Here is a 20,220-nt window from a genome sequence, read left to right on the forward strand (position 1 = left end):
GTGAGCCAATAAAAAAGGCCACCTATTGGTCGCCTTTTTTATTATTTATTTCGATGATATTTTTAGAGTTTGTTAACATCTAAGGCAGCGTTCACATTCGATGCCATAAATATAGTTAACGCGGTACTAGCAAACGATTATGAACTTCTTGTTCAAGCTTGGTCAAACCATGACTGCGACCACGTTCCATCGCCGTATCCATCTTACGTCCACGCAACCATCCTGCCCGCAGCGCTATTGCAGCTCCTACTCTATTACCCGACCCACAGTGCATAGCGACTTTTTTGCCATGATGTTGGCGTAATACATTATCAAACGCCAAGATTTTAAGCTGCTTTAGCTCTTTAGCACCGCTGATAGGCAGCTGTTCGTAGTGCATACCTGCTTGCTCAACTGCTGATGCCTCATCAAAGCTTAACTCGTCATCAAGCTGCAAGTTGATGACCAGCTCGACACCTGCTTTCGCTAAAGCCGCAACTTTTCCGTCATCTAATGCACCGCACACGATAGTGTTTGCATCTGGACGAAAATAAGGCTCAAAGATATCGGCCAAATCAACGCCATTATCGGCACTAACATGAATGTTAGCGCCGCTATCGTTAGCAGCGGCCGTATTGGTTGCTATCGAGCTATTTGATTGATCTACGTCTATCGCGTTTTCTTCTGAAGGCATGTTTTGTGAAGTCATAATAATAAATATGTACGTTAAATATGGCTGTAAAATAGAAGCTTTATGATGTTTATATTACTTGCTGTCGCTCTTTAAGGTTACAACACCCGCCAAATGCGGTTTATTGTTTTTAGAGCTATATAATCCAAACTCACAAGTATCATCTACGTTTGTAAGTTGGGCTACTGGCTCAGCAATCAGCTCTACTTCAGCTGGCAAAAAGATAGGCAGCTTAAATGAGACGTCAATTGTGTAAGCATCAGGCAAGTCACCCATCAGAGCAAGACACTTAGCCTTTGACCACATACCGTGTGCAATCGCTTTAGGGAAACCAAACGCGCGTGCTGATAGTGGATGCAAATGAATCAAGTTAAAGTCGCCTGAGACAAAAGCATAACGACGACCGATATCTTCTGGCACTTCAAAAATGCTATGAACACCTTCTTCGTTTACTTCAGGCTTGACCATAACCGGACGCGGCGCGCTCTTCTTATCTTTACTGCTAGGTTTTTTGCTACGTGATAAATAAGTCGATGTGCCTTCCCAGATGACTTCATCTTCTGACTTTACAATAGTGACAAAATCAAACTGCTGACCTTGGGCATGATCGCGCAGGTTGTCAAAAGTGACCGACATTGCTACCGTTTCACGCTCTCCAATCGGACGATACTGGGTGACGCTATTATCAACATGAACAAGACCTAACATGGCAAATGGGAATGGCTCTTTGACCATCATGTTCATCTGCAGCGTCTGTGACAATACCGAGAAGTAAGTCGCTGGTACTTTGCCATCATCAGCAAAACCGCAAATTTTGCGATAGTCGTCTAGGTTTTCTTGATCGATATGCAAGTCATCTACATAGTAAGTAGATTGTGGCAACTGGTCTCTACTGACCTTGCCACCATTACCGATAGGCAATAAGCTTTTGACAATATTGGCATAAGTGGTGTGCGCTTTTGGCAACGCATCATAATGTTTGTCTGACATAAGTACATCCTAAGTGTGGCTTGAACAAGTTCTTTAACGTATATAAAGACAATCTGCAGTCATTGACTAAAGCCTACTATTAAATCATCTAATAAGCATTAAATTTAATCAACCTCATGAGTATCTTTAATAGCAAAAAATAGTTTGGCTATTGGTTCTTGTGTTTTTATCATAAAAAAGCCACCCTTGGGCAGCTTTATTACACTTTATCAGAGATTATTTCGTAAGCATATGTGATACAAACGAGAAATAATAGCTCATATGATACAACTACTGTCTCTATCTGTACCTTATTTCTCACATATACCTATCAATTAATCAACATTATGCACCAAGTAAGCTTTGACCACAGACGCGAACCGTGTTGCCATTTAGACCGCCAGACGCAGGTGAAGCGAACCATGCGATAGTCTCAGCCACATCTACTGGCAAGCCGCCTTGGCTCATCGAGTTCATGCGGCGACCAGCTTCACGAATAGCAAATGGAATGGCTTCTGTCATTTGGGTTTCGATGAAACCAGGAGCGACTGCATTGATCGTCATGCCTTTAGCATTGTCTTCTAATTGCTTGGCAGTTGCGTTAACCAAACCAATCACACCAGCTTTAGAAGTGGCATAGTTGGTCTGACCCATGTTGCCAGCGATACCTGAAATTGATGATACACATACGATACGTGCGTTTTCTTTCAACACATCGTTATCTAACAAGTAGCGGTTCAATCTAGCGATACTGCCCAAGTTGATATCGATGACCATGTTCCATTTTTTCTCATCCATCTTAGCCAACGTCTTATCGCGAGTCACGCCAGCATTATGGATGATTGAATCTAGACCACCACGTTTTTGAGCAGCGTCAGCGATTTCTGCACCAGCGTCTTCACTAGTGATATCTACTGTCAAAGCAGAACCACTGATTTCGCTAGCAACTTTTTGTAGGTCAGCTTGCTGCTGCGGTACATCTAGACATATAACATGCGCCCCTTCACGAGCCAATACACGAGCGATAGCTTCGCCAATACCGCGACTTGCGCCAGTCACTAGCATAGTTTTGCCGCCCAAAGGTTGGTTCCAGTCAACATCGACTGAGCTGCCTTTACTGACACGTACTACTTGTCCTGATACATAAGCTGAACGAGCTGAGGTAAAAAAGCGTAAGGTTGAATCTAGGTTTTGCTCTGCGCCTTCTTCAACATAAATCAGCTGCGCTGTGATACCACGTTTAAACTCTTTACCCACTGACTTCACAAAACCTTCAAGCGAACGTTGAGCCATTGCAGATTCAATATCAGTGATGTTCTCTGGCGTACGACCAACCACAACCACACGGCCTGATTTTTCTACGCGGCGTGCAACTGTATGGAAAAACTCATAAAGTTCTTTTAGCTGTTCAGCATTACTGATATTGCTGGCATCAAAAAGCAGTACTTTGAATTGATCATCGCCGCCCGTGTTGGCTTTTGCCTCTACGCCTGCATCAGCAAGTGCGTCTTTGATGTCATCACTGCTGTTTACATATACTTCGGCATGGACGTCTGACAGGATACGGGCAACAGACTCACTGACGCTCTTGTCATCACCAGTAGCACGGCCAACCAATACACTACCACGCACCAAACGCTCACCGCTTTCGAAACGATCAAGCGTCGTTGGCATCGGCAAACCTAAGTTTTTTGCTACTTTTTTGCCAATAGAAGATTGAACAAAATCACCATAACGGTCTGACATAATATAATCCTTATAATTAATGATTCGTATAATAATAAAAAATGCAATGAATCTATTATATAGAGACATTGACATCGTAATTATTTAAATTTAGTAAATCGCCTCAAAACCAGCCTAACTATACACTTCCCTTATAAACAAGTCCAAAAACAGATAATGTCTACAACATTCTGTAAACAAGTCAGTATACAAGCCAGTCGTTTTTAGCAGCGTTAAGCGCTACTATAACATGTTAAAATCTGACCTATAGGTTATGGCATACTTAATTATTGATAACAATATATTATCAAACGTACTGTTATGCAATGCTAATATTTCTTACTAGCCAGTCTATTAGAGCGATGCGTCATGGTCATGAATCTACTACCGACCTCATACAAGCGTCACATAGTTTGCTAAAGAGATACATTAAGTGAATAAAAACGCCTTATGATAAACAGCTGTATTGCGTAATAAATGATAATATTTGCTTGTATAAAATAACTTAACTATTTTTTATTGTTACCTATCACTTTTTACTTCTACCCATACTTTTTAAGGATAATATTATGAGTAATAAAAACAATCATCCAGATAGCCCTGTTGTTGAAAGTACAGTTGTTAAAGCAACGGATACAAAATCAGATACAGCAAAAAAAGAAACCGCTGCAAAAAACACCTCGACTAAAGACACCAGCGCTAAAGAAACTGCTAGCAAAAAAGCGGTCGATGAAAAAGTAGAAACCGCTGCTGCCAAAAAACCTGCTCCAGCTAAAAAAGCCAGCACAACCAAACCAGCTTCAAACCTGAATCGTGTTGCGATCTTAGGTGGTAACCGTATTCCATTCGCGCGCTCAAATGGATCATACGCTGATGTTAGCAACACAGACATGCTAACCGCTGCATTGGACGGTTTGGTTGAGCGTTATAACTTACAAGGCGAAACCGTAGGTGAAGTGGTATCTGGCGCAGTTATGAAACTTAGCCGTGATATCAACCTTACTCGTGAAGCGACATTGAATACTGCGTTAAACCCACATACGCCAACTTATGATATCTCACAAGCTTGCGGTACTGGCTTACAAGCGACCTTTGCTTCTGCTAACAAGATTGCACTTGGTCTGATCGATTCGGCAATCACTGGCGGTGTAGATACTACTTCTGACGCTCCTATCGCTGTCGGCGATGGCTTGCGTAAAGTACTTATCAAACTTGGTGCAGCAAAAGACAACAAACAACGTTTAAAAGCACTAATGGGTCTAAATCCAAAAGACTTAATCGATTCACCGCAAAATGGTGAGCCACGTACTGGCCTATCAATGGGCGATCATCAAGCGATTACTACGCTTGAGTGGAATATCAGCCGTGAAGCGCAGGATGAGCTTGCATTTAACAGCCATCAAAACCTAGCACGCGCTTATGACGAAGGTTTCTTTGACGACTTGATCACGCCATACAAAGGCCTGACTCGTGATAACAACTTGCGTCCAGATACTACATTAGAAAAACTGGGTAAATTAAAGCCAGTATTTGGTAGAAAAAATGCCAATCCAACGATGACAGCTGCCAACTCTACGCCGCTTACTGACGGTGCTTCTTGTGTACTACTAGGTACTGATGAGTGGGCAAAAGAGCACGGCCTAAAGCCACTTGCTTATATCGTCCATCAAGAAACCGCAGCGGTAGACTTCATCGGTAAATCTGGTACCACAGAAGGCTTACTAATGGCACCAGCTTATGCGGTACCACGTATGCTTGAGCGCGCTGGTCTGACTCTACAAGACTTTGACTTTTATGAGATTCATGAAGCCTTCGCTTCACAAGTACTATCAACCTTAGCTGCTTGGGAAGATGAGAAATTCTGTGAAGAGCGCTTAGGCTTAGATGCACCACTAGGGTCTATCGATCGTAGCAAGCTAAACGTAAACGGTTCATCACTAGCGGCAGGTCATCCATTTGCAGCCACTGGTGGTCGTATTTTAGCCACTGCTGCTAAATTATTGGATCAAAAAGGTTCAGGCCGTGTACTTATCTCTATCTGCGCAGCAGGTGGTCAAGGCGTGACTTGTATCCTAGAAAAATAAGCTTGGTCTCTTTTAAGTGAATAAGATACGCTGACTTATTGTTTTAATCAGTACATATCTATCAATAAAAAATGCCCTTTAATTTATTTAAAGGGCATTTTTTATTGTCTGTACTTTGCTATGATAGAAACGACCTAGATAGTAGCCTCTTAAAAAAGCCGATACGCAAAACAAAGGTAATATTTATGGGTAAGACAAAAATTTTATTAAGAAAAATTAGGCAAGTCATTTTTGGCTCTGAAAAACTGGTGATGACAGAACCGCTTGCAACCGCTGATTTTCAATCTCTAACGACTGAGGAAGATGTAGATCGGTACCATCAGGAACAAGCCATTCTTACTGAACGCATCGAAAAAGACATTCTTGATGATGATTTACGTCGAAAAATGCACCAAGACTTAATCGATACATATGATGAAGAACTAGAAAATGAAATAGATGACTATGCACGTGACTTTCGTTTTAACGGACGTGAGATGAGCGAGCAAGAAAAACTGGATCGACGCACCTACTTTCAAGAGTTGGTACGACTACAGCGAGAACTGATAAAATTACAAGATTGGGTCGTTGATCGCGGTGAGCGTATCGTCGTTATCTTTGAAGGGCGGGATTCTGCTGGTAAAGGTGGTGCCATTAAACGCATTACCCAACGATTAAACCCACGCGTTTGCAGGGTAGCTGCCCTGCCGGCTCCCACTGAGCGCGAGCAAACGCAGTGGTACTTCCAACGTTACGTGGCCCACTTGCCTGCAGCAGGCGAAATCGTACTGTTTGACCGTAGTTGGTACAACCGCGGAGGCGTTGAGCGTGTCATGGGGTTTTGTACTGACGCGCAATATGAGGAATTTTTTCAATCAGTACCAGAATTTGAGCGTATGCTCGTACGCTCAGGCATTCGCTTAGTAAAATACTGGTTTTCTATCACTGATGATGAGCAACATGCTCGATTTATGAGCCGAATATATGATCCGCTTAAGCAGTGGAAACTCTCACCAATGGATCTACAGTCGCGCCGACGCTGGGAAGATTACACCAAAGCAAAAGAAACCATGTTTGAGCGTACTCATATTCCTGAAGCACCCTGGTGGGTCGTCGAAGGCAATAATAAAAAACGTGCTAGGCTGAACTGTATTGCCCATTTGCTCGACCAAATCCCTTACAAAGAAGTGCCTCGTGACGAAATTGAGTTACCCAATCGCAAACGCGATGATGAATATTACCGCGAACCTATTCCCGATGATATGTATGTACCGCCTCGTTATTAAGCGACTAGCGCCTACTACTATAAAAAATTAAAGAAAATTGATCTAAAAAAGCAGCCTTACTAAATAATAAGACTGCTTTTTTTATATTAATAAGTTCAAAACCACAGCCAAACTTATTAAAGATACAGGTGTGATTTCTAGATACTACCTAGTTATTAATAGATACTACATAGTATAAGTCGATTGCAAGCTATCGATTTTTCCCGCTAGTAGGCGCTCAACTTCATTCTTAATTCTTTGGCCAGAGACATCACTACCAATTTGCACAGCAAACCCTGCTGGGCGACTGCCTTGACTCTTAGAGTTAATCCAAACAACCTTACCATTCATTGGTAGGCGTTCACTAGAGTTAGGTAGCGTGATAGCAATAAACACCTCATCACCCAATTGCTGAGGTTTGTCAGACGGTACAAACAAAGCGCCATTACTGACAAATGATAAATAGCTGGCATATAACATTTCGATACTTTCATAATGACAGGTTAGAATCCCGCCACGTCCTGGCATTGCCATAGTCAGCTTCCTTTATCAACTGGGTTTAATATGTTTATATAAATAATTGATAGTATATAGTTAAGAACAATTGCAAATTTTCGAACACTAATTAAGCGTTAAAACATGGTTCTATAAGCTTGCCAACTCTTGCATTAGCTTATCATAGGCAAATTTTTCTTGCACATTTTGTTGCAGCGCAATTTTGGTCTGCTGCACGCTGTTGGCAAATGCCTCTAACCCGCTATCGGTAGGCTGATAAGTAGCCAATATCGTTGATAGATTGACATCCTTTTGTAGTTCAACAAGGCCCAAACAGACACGGCGTATATCAAGGAGCATCAGCTCAGACAGCTGTATAAACTCTTTAATATTGAGCTGACCTTGCCAATAATCACTTGCCGCCACACCACTACGTTTGCCGCTACGTAGCGCCTGCCATGTGGTCAGCCATAGGCTGCGCTTGCTATACCATGGTGCTTGTGCCAAAGCTATAGCAGCTAACGGCGCACCATTGGCTAGTTGTATTAACTGTTCAATCGCAGCGCTACCGACGGCTTCGTGGTTAATCGTATGACCTAGCGCCTGCGTCACATAATCGACAGCAACAGTCGGCTCAATTGTCTGTAATGCTAACTGTTGCACACGACTCTTAATCGTTGGCAATAGCTGAGCAGGCGTATCACTAATCAAAAACAGATGCACCTGCGCTTGCGGTTCTTCCAATGTTTTAAGCAGCGCATTAGCAGCGGCTACTGTCATTTTTTCAGCGTGATCTAATACACAGATGCGCATCCCTTGCCCGCCTTGATAAATAAAAGGCTGCAAAGCACGAATATCATCTACTTTGATCTTAAGTGCGCTATTGCTAGTAGCTTTAGCGCCTTTTTTATCTTTTGTACTGCTTGATTTTTCTTGAAGCGCATCGCTCTCGACACTGATAGGCATACTAACGAGTGGTAATACTTGTAGGCTCGGATGAGTTCCCGACTTGAGCCACTGACAACTCTCACATACTTCGCAAGCACCTAATGGGTGTGCGCCACGCTCACGGCATAATAGCCAAGCGACCAATCGCCATACAAAGGCGCGTTTACCCATACCTTGCATACCAGCAGCGAGCAATGCATGCGGCAAAGACTGCTGCTTAAGTACGCGCTCGGTCAACTGTAACCACAGTACTTTTTGCCATGGCAGTAGTGGCGCAAAATACATACGGTCTGTGTTATCTAGTGCGTCCATATTTCCTGTCAAATTATTCATGGTTATGGCTCTGTCACATTGATTAGGTATTTCAGGTATAGCCACAACAACGATACTTTAGCGTTGTATGAAGCTTAGAATTGTACGCAACTTTGCTCAGACTATTACTTAGTAGATTTCTGAAAGTTATCTAAGCTCATCGCGTTTAGACGGTCTAAATCTTCTTGTGTATCGACACCAGCTGGTAGCTGACAGGCAGCTTCTGCGATTGCGATATGCTGACCATTTTCTAAAACACGTAACTGCTCTAAGCTTTCAAGTATCTCAAGTGGCGTTTGTGGCCAGTTTACGAACTGCTGTAATAGACTGACACGATAAGCATATAAACCCAAATGGCGATAGGCGTTCTTTGGTGGGTGCATCTGGTTATTATCAGCTAATACAACGTCACGATCACAAGGCATCGGTGCGCGGCTAAAATAGAGCGCACGCTGTAAGTTATTAGCAAATTGGCTGACCACTTTTACTACCGATGGTCGCTGGAACGTATCATAGTCATCGATAGGCTCACAAAGTGTGGCCATCACGCTATCCTCATCCGCTACCAAAAGCGCCTGTACTTGCTCCAAAAGCAATGGCGGTACAAGTGGCTCATCACCTTGCATATTCACCACAATATCGTGGTCAGCCCAACCTTTGATAGCTGCTACTTCTGCCAAACGATCCGTCCCTGAAGCATGCTCGCTACTGGTCATAACAACATCAAAGCCTGCATCGGTGCAAACTTTTGCGATTTGCTCATCATCAGTCGCTATACACATGTCATCAGCAAAACTTGCTGTCTGCGCTTTTTCTGCTACCCAAAGTATCATCGGCTTACCATGAATAGCTAGCAATGGCTTACCGGGTAAACGCGTACTTTTAAAACGTGCAGGAATCACGATGTGGGTCTTGGCAGGTGTGGTGGCGAACGACATGGCGTATTCCTATAAAAATTATACGGCGATTTAAAATATTAGCTGATATTTATAATGAGGCTGACGTGTTCATATCATGGTCGATACGAACCCCTAGCGCCTTTAGCTGCGCATCTAGATTGTGATAACTATTCTCTGATAATACAGCCGTCACTGGCAACACCCATAGTCTACTAACAAGTTCTACATACTCATCGTTGAGTGCTTGTGTCGCTGCATATTCCGCCAATAATACGCTGATTTTTACCGCATCTTTACTGGTTACGATGATAGGATAGTCACCATATTGTAAAAGCTCAGCCAAACTAAAATCATAGTGATCAGGGTAAGGATGCCCTATGACCTCAAAGCCAATAGATTCTAAGGTATCAAAAAACCGCTGCGGATAGCCGATACCACTAACAGCATGGACGCGGCTATTATTAGTAGGCTTCACACTATTGAGTTGAGCTGCACTCGATGTAGGATTCCATAGACGTTGCAACTCAGCTGGTTGCAAATGCATGGTCAAACGGTCAGCAGACTGTATCTTATTACCGCTTCTAGAAGTCTGAGTTAAATCAGTACTTGGCTTTTCATGATAGATAACATTTGCACCCTCTAATCGTGACATCGGCTCACGCAAAAAACCTGTTGGTAATAACTGTTTGTTGCCAAACCCACGAGCGACATCTACCACAATCCATTCGATATCGCGATTAAGTGCATAGTGCTGTAAACCATCATCCGCAATAATCAATTGTAAATCAGGCTTTGCCTTTAACAGAGTAGCAATCGCTTGCTGGCGATTGGGACACACTGCCATAGCAGCGCCTGTCATATGAGCAATCAAGCACGGCTCATCCCCTACTACATGGGGTAAACTGGTAGCACTAACCAATGCGGGCATTTGACTCGTATCACCGCCATATCCGCGACTGATTACCCCTACTTTTACGCCTTTTTTCTGTAAGTAGCTGACCAGAGCAATGATCAGCGGCGTCTTACCACTACCGCCCACACTGATATTACCAATGACCATCACGGGAATAGGTGCTCGATAGCTTGATAATAGGCCAGCCTTATAAGCTTGACGACGCAAGAAGGTGATGAAACCGTATAACCAACTGATAGGCAGCAACAACCACAACCAAACAGCTTGACGTTGCCATGCGCGGGTGACTGTCGTCTCAATACTCATTAATCAATATCGCTTATCTTATTGGTTCATGGCTGCGTGAAAATTGGCTAAAAGCTTCTAAACTGGCTACTCGAAGTCTCGAGCATACATTTGCGCATAGTGACCTTGCAGTTGCATTAGCTCATTGTGCGTTCCTAATTCAACAATCTGACCACCATCCATCACAGCAATACGATCAGCTGATTCAATAGTCGTTAATCGATGGGCAATGACTAACGTGGTACGGTCTTTCATCACATTATCGAGCGCTTGCTGGATATAATACTCAGACTCATTATCAAGCGCGCTGGTGGCTTCATCTAAAATTAAAATCGGTGCATCCTTTAATAGTGCACGAGCAATCGATAATCGCTGACGCTGACCACCAGATAGTTGCAACCCTTCAGCACCAATTTCACTCTGATAGCCGTTTGGCATTTTCATAATAAAGTCATGAGCGAAGGCATCTTTTGCGGCTTGTTCAACCTCAGCTTGAGTCTTATCAGCTAAACTGCCATAAGCAATATTATTAAATACAGTGGTATTAAACAATACTACCTGCTGGTTCACCATTGCAATCTGGGCACGCAAACTCTCTAACTTAATGTCTTCGATTGGCATACCATCTAATGTGATTTGCCCTGAGGAAGTCTCTAAAGTACGCGTTAACAAATTAACTAGTGATGACTTGCCCGCACCACTTCGCCCTACTAGCGCAACTGTCTCGCCTGCTTTAATATTCAAGGTAAAATCACGTAGAGCCACCGTCGAATCTGGATATACCAAGTTGACATTGTCTAATGACATTTGCCCTGATAGCGCTTTACTGATTGTGCCTGTGTCTTCTTCTTCTGGCTCATCAAGTAGTGCAAAAATCGACTCACCAGCAGCCAGACCTTTTTGCAGCTTCTGATTAATATCAGTCAGTGAACGTACTGGCTTACTTAATAAACCTGCTGCTGCAATGTAAGAGATGAACTCACCTGCTGAAATATCATCTATTACTTCAGGTCGCAGCGCAAGCCAGACGACAACCGCCATCGCAATCGCCATCAATAGCTGTACGGCTGGTGTATTAATACTATTGGTAACAACTACCTTCATACCTTGGCGTAGGTTTTTCTTCGATGTTTTGTCAAAACGTGCTGACTCGTATGATTGACCGCCGTAGTTTTTGACCACTTGATAGCCGCCGATGACTTCATTAGTAATGTGACTGACATTACCCATCGTCTCTTGGATACCTTTTGAGAGCTTAAGATAGCGCTTTGATGCAATGCGCACCAGCCATAGTATTGGTGGCAATACCACAAATAAAATAAGCGTTAGACGCCAATTGCTATAGAACAAAAAACCAATCAACGCGACGACGGTCAAACCATCACGCAGCAAAGTCTTCATTGAGTCTGTACTGGCGGCCGTGACCTGTTCAACATCAAATATCAATTTCGATGAAATCGTACCGGCTGGATTGGCCAAATAAAACGAACTAGGCAAGCGCAGTAACTTATTAAAAACTTCTACGCGTAGCTCATAGACTAAGTTGCGTGAGACCAATGCAGAGTAATAGTTACCCAAAAAACTACCAACCCCGCGCACAAAGAATAGCAATATAATCAATAGCGGAAATAAGGCTTGTTTGCTTCGATCATTCTGATTGATAGCATCAGTAATATATTGCAAGAGCTTGGCAGTCCAAATCTCTGTCCCTGCATTAATCGCAAAACCTAAAGCTGTCAATAGCAATGCCCACCAGTAAGGCTTCAAATACCTTAATAAGCGTAATAATGTCTTACTCTTAGGCGTAACGGGCGATACTGCCGATGCATTTTTAGCAGAAGATTTTTTAGAGTCAGGTAAGTAAGCTTGGCTCATAAAAGCCTCAATTTGGGTATCGTGGTATGAATGGGCTGTGTGTCACACAGTTTTATGATGATAAGGCTATATCTGTTATTGCGGCAGCGTTTGGCCAAGTGGTACCACTGTACTGATGTTTAAATTCAAAAATCCGAGCTTTCCAGCGATATCCATTACTCGTACCACAGACTGATGAGTGGCATTGGCATCCGCTGCAATGACAAATAGCATATCGCGATTGCTGCCCGCCTCTTGCTGCAACATACTGGTCAGTTCAGCCTCATTGCTACTAGCAAGTGTAATGCCGTTGACTAAATAGCTACCATCTTCTTGTACAGCTACTTCGATACTGTTGTTTTGTTCTGTCAGTGCAACACCTTCCGCTTCAGGAAGGATAATATTTAAACGACTAAAGTGATTGAATGAGGTAGCAAGTAATAAAAAAACAATCAAAAATAGTAAACAATCAATCATTGGTGTCAGATTAATTTCAAGCGGTTCAACCGTTGGTTTTCTAAAACGCATATCAATCTCTTTAATTCAGTTACCATTTATAGGCTTAAGACTTCTATTCTTTAAAACCGTATTTACTACACTGCTGCTATACTGGTTTTATCCGAATCCAACGCACCGAATGAACGTTCTTGCACAATGCTATCATCTATTGACTTATGGCTAGAAGATGTAGATGCCTGCGTACTAGCAAGCAAATGATAATCATACAGCTCTTGAATCATAAGCCCTGCTTGAGTCTCAAACTGAGCGTTAATATCAATGATACGGCGCTGAAAATAACGATAAGCAACCAGCGCAGGGATAGCAACAATCATACCAGCAGCGGTAGTGATTAGTGCCTGTGATACGCCAGCGGCTAGCATCGTCGGATCTTGCATCGCGCCATCGGTAATCGCCAAGAACGACGAGATGATTCCTAGTACCGTACCTAGTAGGCCAAGTAACGGAGCTATCGCACCAATAGTACCTAACATATTGATGTTTTTTTCTAACTGATGAACTTGGATGCTGGCACGATTTTGCATGTGCATCGTCATCGACTCTAGCCCATACTGACGATATAACAAACCCGTTGCCAAGATATCGCCAAGTGCCGTCTTTTCTTTTACATTCATCAATTGTGTGCGGCCAATATCACCATTTTCACGTAAGCGAGTGATTAGCTGTTCGCGCAACCTACTAGGAGCGACTTTGTTAAACTGTAGCGTATGGCTACGTTCAATAATAATGACTAATGCCAATATAGAACAGACCACGATAGGTGTCATTAGCCAGCCACCTGCTTTTACCAACTCCCACATACCCACTCTCTTCCGTATTTTTGCAAAAATAGTTGTTCAGAGGCGATTTAGCATTTGGATAGATACAGCTAACTCGCAAACGTTCTTAAGCCTGAGCTTCTATATGTTTAATCAACGCAGCTAATTGATCTTGATTGTGGAAAAATATCTCAACACTACCTTGACCATCTTTTTTATGTTTTAGTTTGACTTCAGCACCAAGCATGTCTGTCAATCTTTGGGTCAAACGCTCTACATCTCGAGATTGTACTTGTTCAGCACGATTGATTTTGGGCGCTGGCTGCAAGATTGACTTGACCAACTTTTCAGCTTCTCGCACGGTCATACCGCCATCGATAATCTTTTGCGCGATGATAGGTTGCTGTTCAGAGGACAACGCCAACAGTGTACGAGCATGACCCATATCTAGCGCACTGTTGGCCAAATGGTCTTTTACTGTATCATGCAGCTGATTTAAACGAAGTAGATTCGATACTGTCGTACGCGCCTTGCCAACGACTTCAGCAATCATGGCATGACTCATACCAAATTCCGTATGAAATCGCTGCAACGCCGCTGCCTGCTCAATCACTGATAAGTCTTCGCGCTGGATGTTTTCAATCAGTGCCAATGCAATTGCCAACTCATCAGATAAGGCACGCTCAATCGCAGGGATAACCGCTTTTCCTGCCATTTTTGCTGCGCGCCAGCGGCGTTCACCAGCGATAATTTCGTGGGTGACAAATGCTTCACTCTTATCCTCATTTGCCAATAGTGGGCGGATAACGATAGGCTGCATCACGCCATGCTGCTCGATAGAGGACGCTAATTCTGCAAGTGCTGTCTCACTCATATCACGACGAGGCTGATACTTACCTGCTTGCAAGCGTGTGACATCAATCTGTACAAGGCTAATCTGATCTTCGGTTGCGCTCGTATCTGCACTATTGCCACGTGATTTGTTGAGCGACACCTTACTAGTAGCACGAGATGAACGTGGCGCGCGAGTGCTACTCTCACTAGCAGCATCGTTATCAGTAGTCTTCGCAGATGATTTTTTACTGGCTTTCGTCGGAGTGATATCAGGCGCCACATCCGTAGACACAGTATCTACAGGCACATTAGCATCTACAGGCACATTAATATCTGGCGCAGCATTTTCACGCGCCACCATGTCGTCTTGCAAGGCAGAGGCGGTAATTTGCTTTTCTTTTTTGATTGACCCTAATAAGGCATCTAAGCCCCGATTAGCAGCCAACCCTCTTTTCTTCGCCATGATTACCTATCCTCTAACGCTAAAATAAAAGCCAATTGATTACTGATGCGGCTTACTAAATACAATGTTAAGTGTTCTATACTTATGCTATTCATTTACTGTCTTGATCAGTGACACTTTTTATCTAAAAATTCTTTGTGAGAACTTTAGATAGAAACTAGCTGCTTTGCTTCATCACTTCAGCGGCCAGCTTTTGATACGCGCGTGCGCCTTTTGACCACCTCTCATACGCAATAACTGGTAAGCCGTGCGCAGGAGCTTCTGCCAAGCGAATATTCCTTGGAATATGAGTCTTGTACATGATATCGCCAAAGTGCGCTTCTAGCTCAGTAGAGACATCACGGGCAAGCGTGTTACGCGCATCAAATAGCGTTCTGACCACACCGCGAATATATAGCTTGGGGTTTAACTCTGTAAGGCGTTCAATGGTTTGTGATAAGTCAGCCAACCCTTCTAGTGCATAGTACTCACACTGCATAGGGATAATCACACTATCTGTAGCCACCAACGCATTAATCGTCAGTAGGTTCAAACTAGGCGCACAATCGATAATCACATAATCGTATGGCTGTTTTTGTGTAGATATCTGATCGTTAACCAATTCGGCCATAGCGGTTTTGAACAGCTCATGACTGTCCGTCTTGCTCATTAAGGTAATGTCCATGCCAGCCAGATCGCGATTGGCACCGATGACATCGAACCCTGCAGGACTGGTAACAATTGCTTCAGACAACGCGACACCATCTAGCAAAACGTCCGCTATGGTAAGATTCAACTCGTTTTTGTCAACACCTGTACCACTGGTCGCATTACCTTGTGGGTCTAAGTCAATCAGCAGTACATGCTTGCGTTTAGCAGCCAAGCTGGCGGTCAAATTTACTGCCGTTGTGGTTTTACCCACACCGCCTTTTTGATTCGCAATTGCTATGATTTCCATACACTCACTCAATTTTATTAGGGTCTATTACTTTTGACTCGGTTGGTACGATTATTTTTATTCAATCTTGTACAGCGACACTCGCTCAGTATTTAAAAATAAGCAATTTATGGTCTAAAATACTCAGTTTATGGTCGAGCATTTTAAATGCTTTTAAATACTATGTCATTTAGATACAGACGTAAACTGTGTTTCACAAAAAACAGTGCCTGTTTCATGACTGCGAAGTATTTATGGTTCAACTATCTTTAGCAGACATTTCAATTAAATGACGACTGTCGTGCAAACGTGGCACCGTCAGCTTGATGGTTTTGATATGCCAATCGCTATCTAATGCATGCAGCTCTTCTTCACTCGGGACTTTGCCTTTCATAGCACATAAGAAGCCACCATCTGCTAATCTTGGCTGCGCGACTTCTACAAAATCTATCAAACTGGCAAACGCTCGTGATGTCACCACAGCATAGCTTGCTTCGTGCGCTTCAATACGAGATGCAATCGGCTGCATATTACTCAAACCGAGCTCGCTGCTGATCTGCTTAATAAAGCGAATTTTCTTCTGATTGCTATCAAGCGCAGTACACTGGCGCTCAGGCTGACAAATGGCAATAATAACTGCTGGCAACCCTGCTCCCGTGCCGATATCTAGCAACGATCCGGCAGGTAAATGCGTTATAATAGACAAACAATCTATCACATGCTTGATCAGCGCTTCTTCTGGATCAGTGATCGCGGTCAGATTATACGCCTTATTCCATAGTAAAAGCTGGTCTAAGTACAATAATAACGTGCGCTGCTGCGTTTCACTTAACGGCAGACCCAGCTCATTTATCGCTTGCGCCAAGATGTTGGCTAGCTTCGGCAGTTGCGAACCAAGCTTTACGAAACCAGTCGGATCAATATTGATAGTACCCATACTAGCAGACGATGAAGAGTTTTTAGCGAAAGCTGACATACAACGAGTTATCCAGTTTGACTTGTGAACCGTTTATTTTATCATGCAGTCTGCCCATTGAATAGTTGCAGATTGCGCCAATGTGGGACATCTTATACTATCTACGCTTATCATGAGGCGTTATTCTGCTTTGATTGTCTCCAATTCGCTGATTAAGTCATTCGTTTTTTACTGTTTACGCTCAAGCATTTGCCTAAATATGATACAAAACTGCGCTTAATGACTTCGCTAATAGGTGACTATATCTTGTAAGATGTCATGATTGATTATAAAAAACTCAGAATACGCATGACTAGATAAAACCAATCACTTCTCATATTCCTTTAATACTTTTTAAGATGATTTTTCAAACGCCTATGACAGAACAACCCTATACCCCTATATTGCAAGTATCAAAAGACGCTAACAATATGGTAGTACCTGCTACCGATACAAAAAACACTAAGCAAACAGCACCTGATACCCCAAACCCTATCTTCACAGAAGTTCAGCAAAATTGTCGCATTTCCGCTGAGCAATTAAAACGCTATAGCGACCCTGATGAATTGCCTACAGACACACGCACGGCGCCCGACTTAGATGTGGGCTTCGGTCAACAACGCGCGCTTAAAGCATTACATACAGCGCTAGATATTAAAGCCAGTGGTTATCATGTGTTTGCCGCTGGTGAAAACGGTTTGGGCAAGCGTACCGTCATTAGTCGTCTGTTAACACGTATTGCCGCCGACGCACCGACGCCAGATGATTGGGTATACGTGCATAATTTCACCGATCCACGCACACCTTTGGCGCTGCGTCTACCAGCTGGTCAAGCCTCGCTATTACAGCAGCAAGTTAATAACTTATGGCAGCAAGCAAAAAAGCGTTTAAGCCAACGCTTTCGTAGCGATCAATACCAGAGCAAAATCGAAGCTATCAAAAACAGTACTCATCAAAAAGAAAGTCATGCCTATGACGCGCTTAATGCTGAAGGCAAACAATATGACCTAGCATTAACGTTTCGCTCGTTCGATAATAAAGCCGTATTTGTTCATCCCAGTCAACTGCCTACAGAAAGCAATAGCGGTGATGATAAGCAAATAAAAATACCTAGCAATCGTAAAAATTCAGAAAAGCTCAACGATAGCGAAAAAGTTCACATTTTGGGCAATGAAAATAATGAGCGTAAGGAAAGCCAAGATTCTACATATGACAATAATGAGTATGAAGCTGAGCTGAATAACTTTGTACAAAAAAACCATATGCAAAAGCGCCTGAGTCAATTGACTATCGCTTTAGAGCAACTAGAAGATGAAGCCAACGATGAGATAGAGGCGTTACATCGTAGTATTGCGCAACGTGCTCTACAGCCGCTATTTACCCCTATCTATGAGCAGTTTTCGACTCACCCACTTGTCGTGGCATATCTCAAGGCTGTATTCGACGACATGGTCACTCATGTAGAGCGTATCGTCAATGGCGATGATGAGGAGTTTGTGACGGCAGTGTTGGCTACAACGCCCAGTCGTTATGCGGTCAATGTTATTGTCAGTCATGCACCTGACAGTGGCGCACCTGTGGTCTTTGAGGATTTGCCAACCCATCTCAATTTGTTAGGGCATGTCGAGCAAATCACCCAATTAGGCACAGTAACCACTGACGTAAGTATGATTCGTGCAGGTGCGCTACATCGCGCCAATGGCGGCTATTTACTGTTAGAAGCTAGCCACGTCCTTGAGCATCCTTATGCATGGCAAGGCTTAAAGCGCGCATTACAATCACGAAAAATCAAACTATCAAGTCTAGAGCAAATGCTGACGCTAACCGGTAGCTTGTCTCTGTCACCAGCGCCTATTGATTTAGATATCAAGGTTATCTTGTTAGGTGAAGCAGATTTATATTACGAGCTGCTAGAGCTTGAGCCTGAATTTGATGCGGTATTCAAAGTCCGCGCTGACTTTCATGACGATGTGCCTCGTACCATTGAGCATGAATTGGCACTGGTCGCAAAAATGGCCGATATCATCGACTATGCCGACCTTTATTCGTTTGATAGTAGCGCGCAGGCCACACTACTTGAGCACTTAAGCCTGCAAGCTGAAGAACAAGATCGCTTAAGCCTACACAGTGATTTGTTGATTAAACTCTTGCATGAATCAAACCGTCACGCTCGCTTAAACAATGAGACTATGGTGACGGCAGATCACGTCACTCAAGCAATCGATGACATGGATGAGCGTTCAGGATATTTGCGCGATCTGTACTGGGATGAGCTTAAAAACGGCCAACAGCTGATTCAAACGCAAGGCGATGCTATCGGACAAGTTAATGCATTAACCGTGGTCAGTTATGCCGATAGTGAGTTTGGCATGCCAGCACGGCTTACTGCGGTCATTCAGCCCAATATTGGCACAGGTGAAATTCTTGATATTGAGCGTGATGTAGACTTGGGCGGTAGTTTACACGCCAAAGGCATGCTGATTATGACCAGCTATTTGCGTGCGTTGTTTAGTCAACATCATGCGCTGAATTTTAGTGCCTCACTGGCGTTCGAGCAAAGCTACGCGCAAATCGATGGTGATAGTGCTACTGTTAGCGAGGGCTGTGCATTGCTATCCGCGTTAGCAAACGTCCCTATCAATCAGTCTCTCGCGATTACTGGATCAATGAACCAGCTAGGCGAAGTACAGGCAGTTGGTGGCATCAATGCCAAAATCGCAGGTTTCTTCGACGCTTGCCGCGAGCAAGAGCTAACAGGCGATCAAGGCGTCGTCATTCCGATGGCTAATGTCAAACAACTGATGCTACGTGACGACATTATCGATGCAGTAAATAGAGGCAAATTTCATATCTATGGCGTCTATACGCTAAGTGAAGCCCTGACGCTGATGACTGGTTTGCCCATCGACACCATGAATAAAAAAGGCCGTTATCGTAAAGATACTTTATTTGGCAAAGTATTAAGCCGTCTGATGCTGTGGGATGAAAACCAAGACAGCACGGACGATATCGATGATGAAAAGTCCAAAAAGAAAGCGAAGAAAAAGCGTAAAGAAAAACGTCAAAAGAAAGAAGATAAGAGAATAAAAGAAAAGCGTAAAGATGAGAGAAGTAATGAGAAAAACAGCGAGACAAGTAGCAAGCAAAGCGATGCTAAGCCTATTGATGACACCCTAAACGATAGCGAGACAACAGCTGTCGATGAAGATGGCAATTAAAATTTGAACGGTACTGCCGATACGTACGCACATTGCTGTTCGACTAGATTCATTGTTATGTCTATGCCTAGATCGAGCAGCTATCATCGAATAACAACTATTAAATAAACATACGCATGTATGAACGTCGCTAGACGCTACGCTGCTTTTCTGCGATGA

The 20,220-nt window shown here is 43.3% G+C and carries 16 protein-coding genes; 3 read left to right on the plus strand and 13 right to left on the minus strand.

The features are described 5' to 3' along the window. Positions 1 to 115: 115 nt before the first annotated feature. The 3 genes from ACQKC9_RS04255 to ACQKC9_RS04265 all read right to left on the minus strand — a co-directional run bounded on the left by ACQKC9_RS04255 (position 116) and on the right by ACQKC9_RS04265 (position 3,385). Entirely contained in the window at positions 116 to 688 is a 573-nt protein-coding gene (locus ACQKC9_RS04255) for a beta-lactamase hydrolase domain-containing protein (protein ID WP_427620624.1), read from the minus strand. Positions 689 to 745: 57 nt separating this feature from the next. Continuing rightward, positions 746 to 1,660 carry a MaoC family dehydratase gene (locus ACQKC9_RS04260; RefSeq protein ID WP_102090945.1) on the minus strand — a complete coding sequence of 305 codons (915 nt, stop codon included), beginning with the start codon at positions 1,658 to 1,660 and terminating at the stop codon, positions 746 to 748. Between the two features lie 324 nt (positions 1,661 to 1,984). After that, positions 1,985 to 3,385: a 3-oxoacyl-ACP reductase gene (locus tag ACQKC9_RS04265; protein ID WP_102090944.1), complete on the minus strand. Its 1,401-nt coding sequence runs from the start codon at positions 3,383 to 3,385 to the stop codon at positions 1,985 to 1,987. 548 nt (positions 3,386 to 3,933) lie between these two features. On the opposite strand from ACQKC9_RS04265, the gene ACQKC9_RS04270 reads away from it, so the two are divergent. Both ACQKC9_RS04270 and ppk2 read left to right on the plus strand, forming a co-directional pair. Next, the gene (locus tag ACQKC9_RS04270) at positions 3,934 to 5,448 is read left to right on the plus strand and encodes an acetyl-CoA C-acetyltransferase (protein WP_427620625.1); all 1,515 of its coding nucleotides are present in this window, start codon (positions 3,934 to 3,936) and stop codon (positions 5,446 to 5,448) included. 185 nt (positions 5,449 to 5,633) lie between these two features. Next, positions 5,634 to 6,713: a polyphosphate kinase 2 gene (ppk2, locus tag ACQKC9_RS04275; RefSeq protein WP_427566735.1), complete on the plus strand. Its 1,080-nt coding sequence runs from the start codon at positions 5,634 to 5,636 to the stop codon at positions 6,711 to 6,713. A 165-nt stretch (positions 6,714 to 6,878) separates the two neighbouring features. On the opposite strand, the gene ACQKC9_RS04280 is transcribed toward ppk2, so the two are convergent. The 10 genes from ACQKC9_RS04280 to rsmG form a co-directional block, all read right to left on the minus strand. Further along, a complete protein-coding gene (locus ACQKC9_RS04280) occupies positions 6,879 to 7,226 on the minus strand; it encodes a PilZ domain-containing protein (protein ID WP_101205408.1) in 348 nt (115 codons plus the stop codon). A 111-nt stretch (positions 7,227 to 7,337) separates the two neighbouring features. Then, complete coding sequence (locus ACQKC9_RS04285) at positions 7,338 to 8,468, minus strand: DNA polymerase III subunit delta' (protein ID WP_427620626.1); 1,131 nt, start codon at positions 8,466 to 8,468, stop codon at positions 7,338 to 7,340. A 104-nt stretch (positions 8,469 to 8,572) separates the two neighbouring features. Continuing rightward, positions 8,573 to 9,385, minus strand: a complete 813-nt coding sequence (kdsB, locus tag ACQKC9_RS04290; RefSeq protein ID WP_427620627.1) for a 3-deoxy-manno-octulosonate cytidylyltransferase — start codon at positions 9,383 to 9,385, stop codon at positions 8,573 to 8,575. Positions 9,386 to 9,434: 49 nt separating this feature from the next. Next, positions 9,435 to 10,565, minus strand: a complete 1,131-nt coding sequence (gene lpxK, locus ACQKC9_RS04295; protein ID WP_427620628.1) for a tetraacyldisaccharide 4'-kinase — start codon at positions 10,563 to 10,565, stop codon at positions 9,435 to 9,437. Between the two features lie 66 nt (positions 10,566 to 10,631). Further along, positions 10,632 to 12,419: a lipid A export permease/ATP-binding protein MsbA gene (gene msbA, locus ACQKC9_RS04300; RefSeq protein WP_427620629.1), complete on the minus strand. Its 1,788-nt coding sequence runs from the start codon at positions 12,417 to 12,419 to the stop codon at positions 10,632 to 10,634. A gap of 75 nt (positions 12,420 to 12,494) precedes the next feature. Further along, positions 12,495 to 12,926, minus strand: a complete 432-nt coding sequence (locus ACQKC9_RS04305; protein ID WP_057759437.1) for an ExbD/TolR family protein — start codon at positions 12,924 to 12,926, stop codon at positions 12,495 to 12,497. 65 nt (positions 12,927 to 12,991) lie between these two features. Continuing rightward, positions 12,992 to 13,717 (minus strand): MotA/TolQ/ExbB proton channel family protein, encoded by a 726-nt coding sequence (locus tag ACQKC9_RS04310; protein WP_427620630.1) that lies wholly within the window; start codon positions 13,715 to 13,717, stop codon positions 12,992 to 12,994. Between the two features lie 85 nt (positions 13,718 to 13,802). Continuing rightward, the gene (locus tag ACQKC9_RS04315) at positions 13,803 to 14,972 is read right to left on the minus strand and encodes a ParB/RepB/Spo0J family partition protein (protein ID WP_427620631.1); all 1,170 of its coding nucleotides are present in this window, start codon (positions 14,970 to 14,972) and stop codon (positions 13,803 to 13,805) included. 157 nt (positions 14,973 to 15,129) lie between these two features. After that, positions 15,130 to 15,909, minus strand: a complete 780-nt coding sequence (locus ACQKC9_RS04320; RefSeq protein ID WP_427620632.1) for a ParA family protein — start codon at positions 15,907 to 15,909, stop codon at positions 15,130 to 15,132. A gap of 238 nt (positions 15,910 to 16,147) precedes the next feature. Then, positions 16,148 to 16,825: a 16S rRNA (guanine(527)-N(7))-methyltransferase RsmG gene (rsmG, locus tag ACQKC9_RS04325; protein WP_427620937.1), complete on the minus strand. Its 678-nt coding sequence runs from the start codon at positions 16,823 to 16,825 to the stop codon at positions 16,148 to 16,150. Between the two features lie 395 nt (positions 16,826 to 17,220). Here rsmG and ACQKC9_RS04330 point away from each other — a divergent pair, with 395 nt between their 5' ends. After that, positions 17,221 to 20,061 carry an AAA family ATPase gene (locus tag ACQKC9_RS04330; RefSeq protein ID WP_427620633.1) on the plus strand — a complete coding sequence of 947 codons (2,841 nt, stop codon included), beginning with the start codon at positions 17,221 to 17,223 and terminating at the stop codon, positions 20,059 to 20,061. Positions 20,062 to 20,220 lie beyond the last annotated feature (159 nt).

It is taken from the genome of Psychrobacter sp. NPDC078409 (assembly GCF_050268505.1).
Lineage (GTDB): Bacteria > Pseudomonadota > Gammaproteobacteria > Pseudomonadales > Moraxellaceae > Psychrobacter.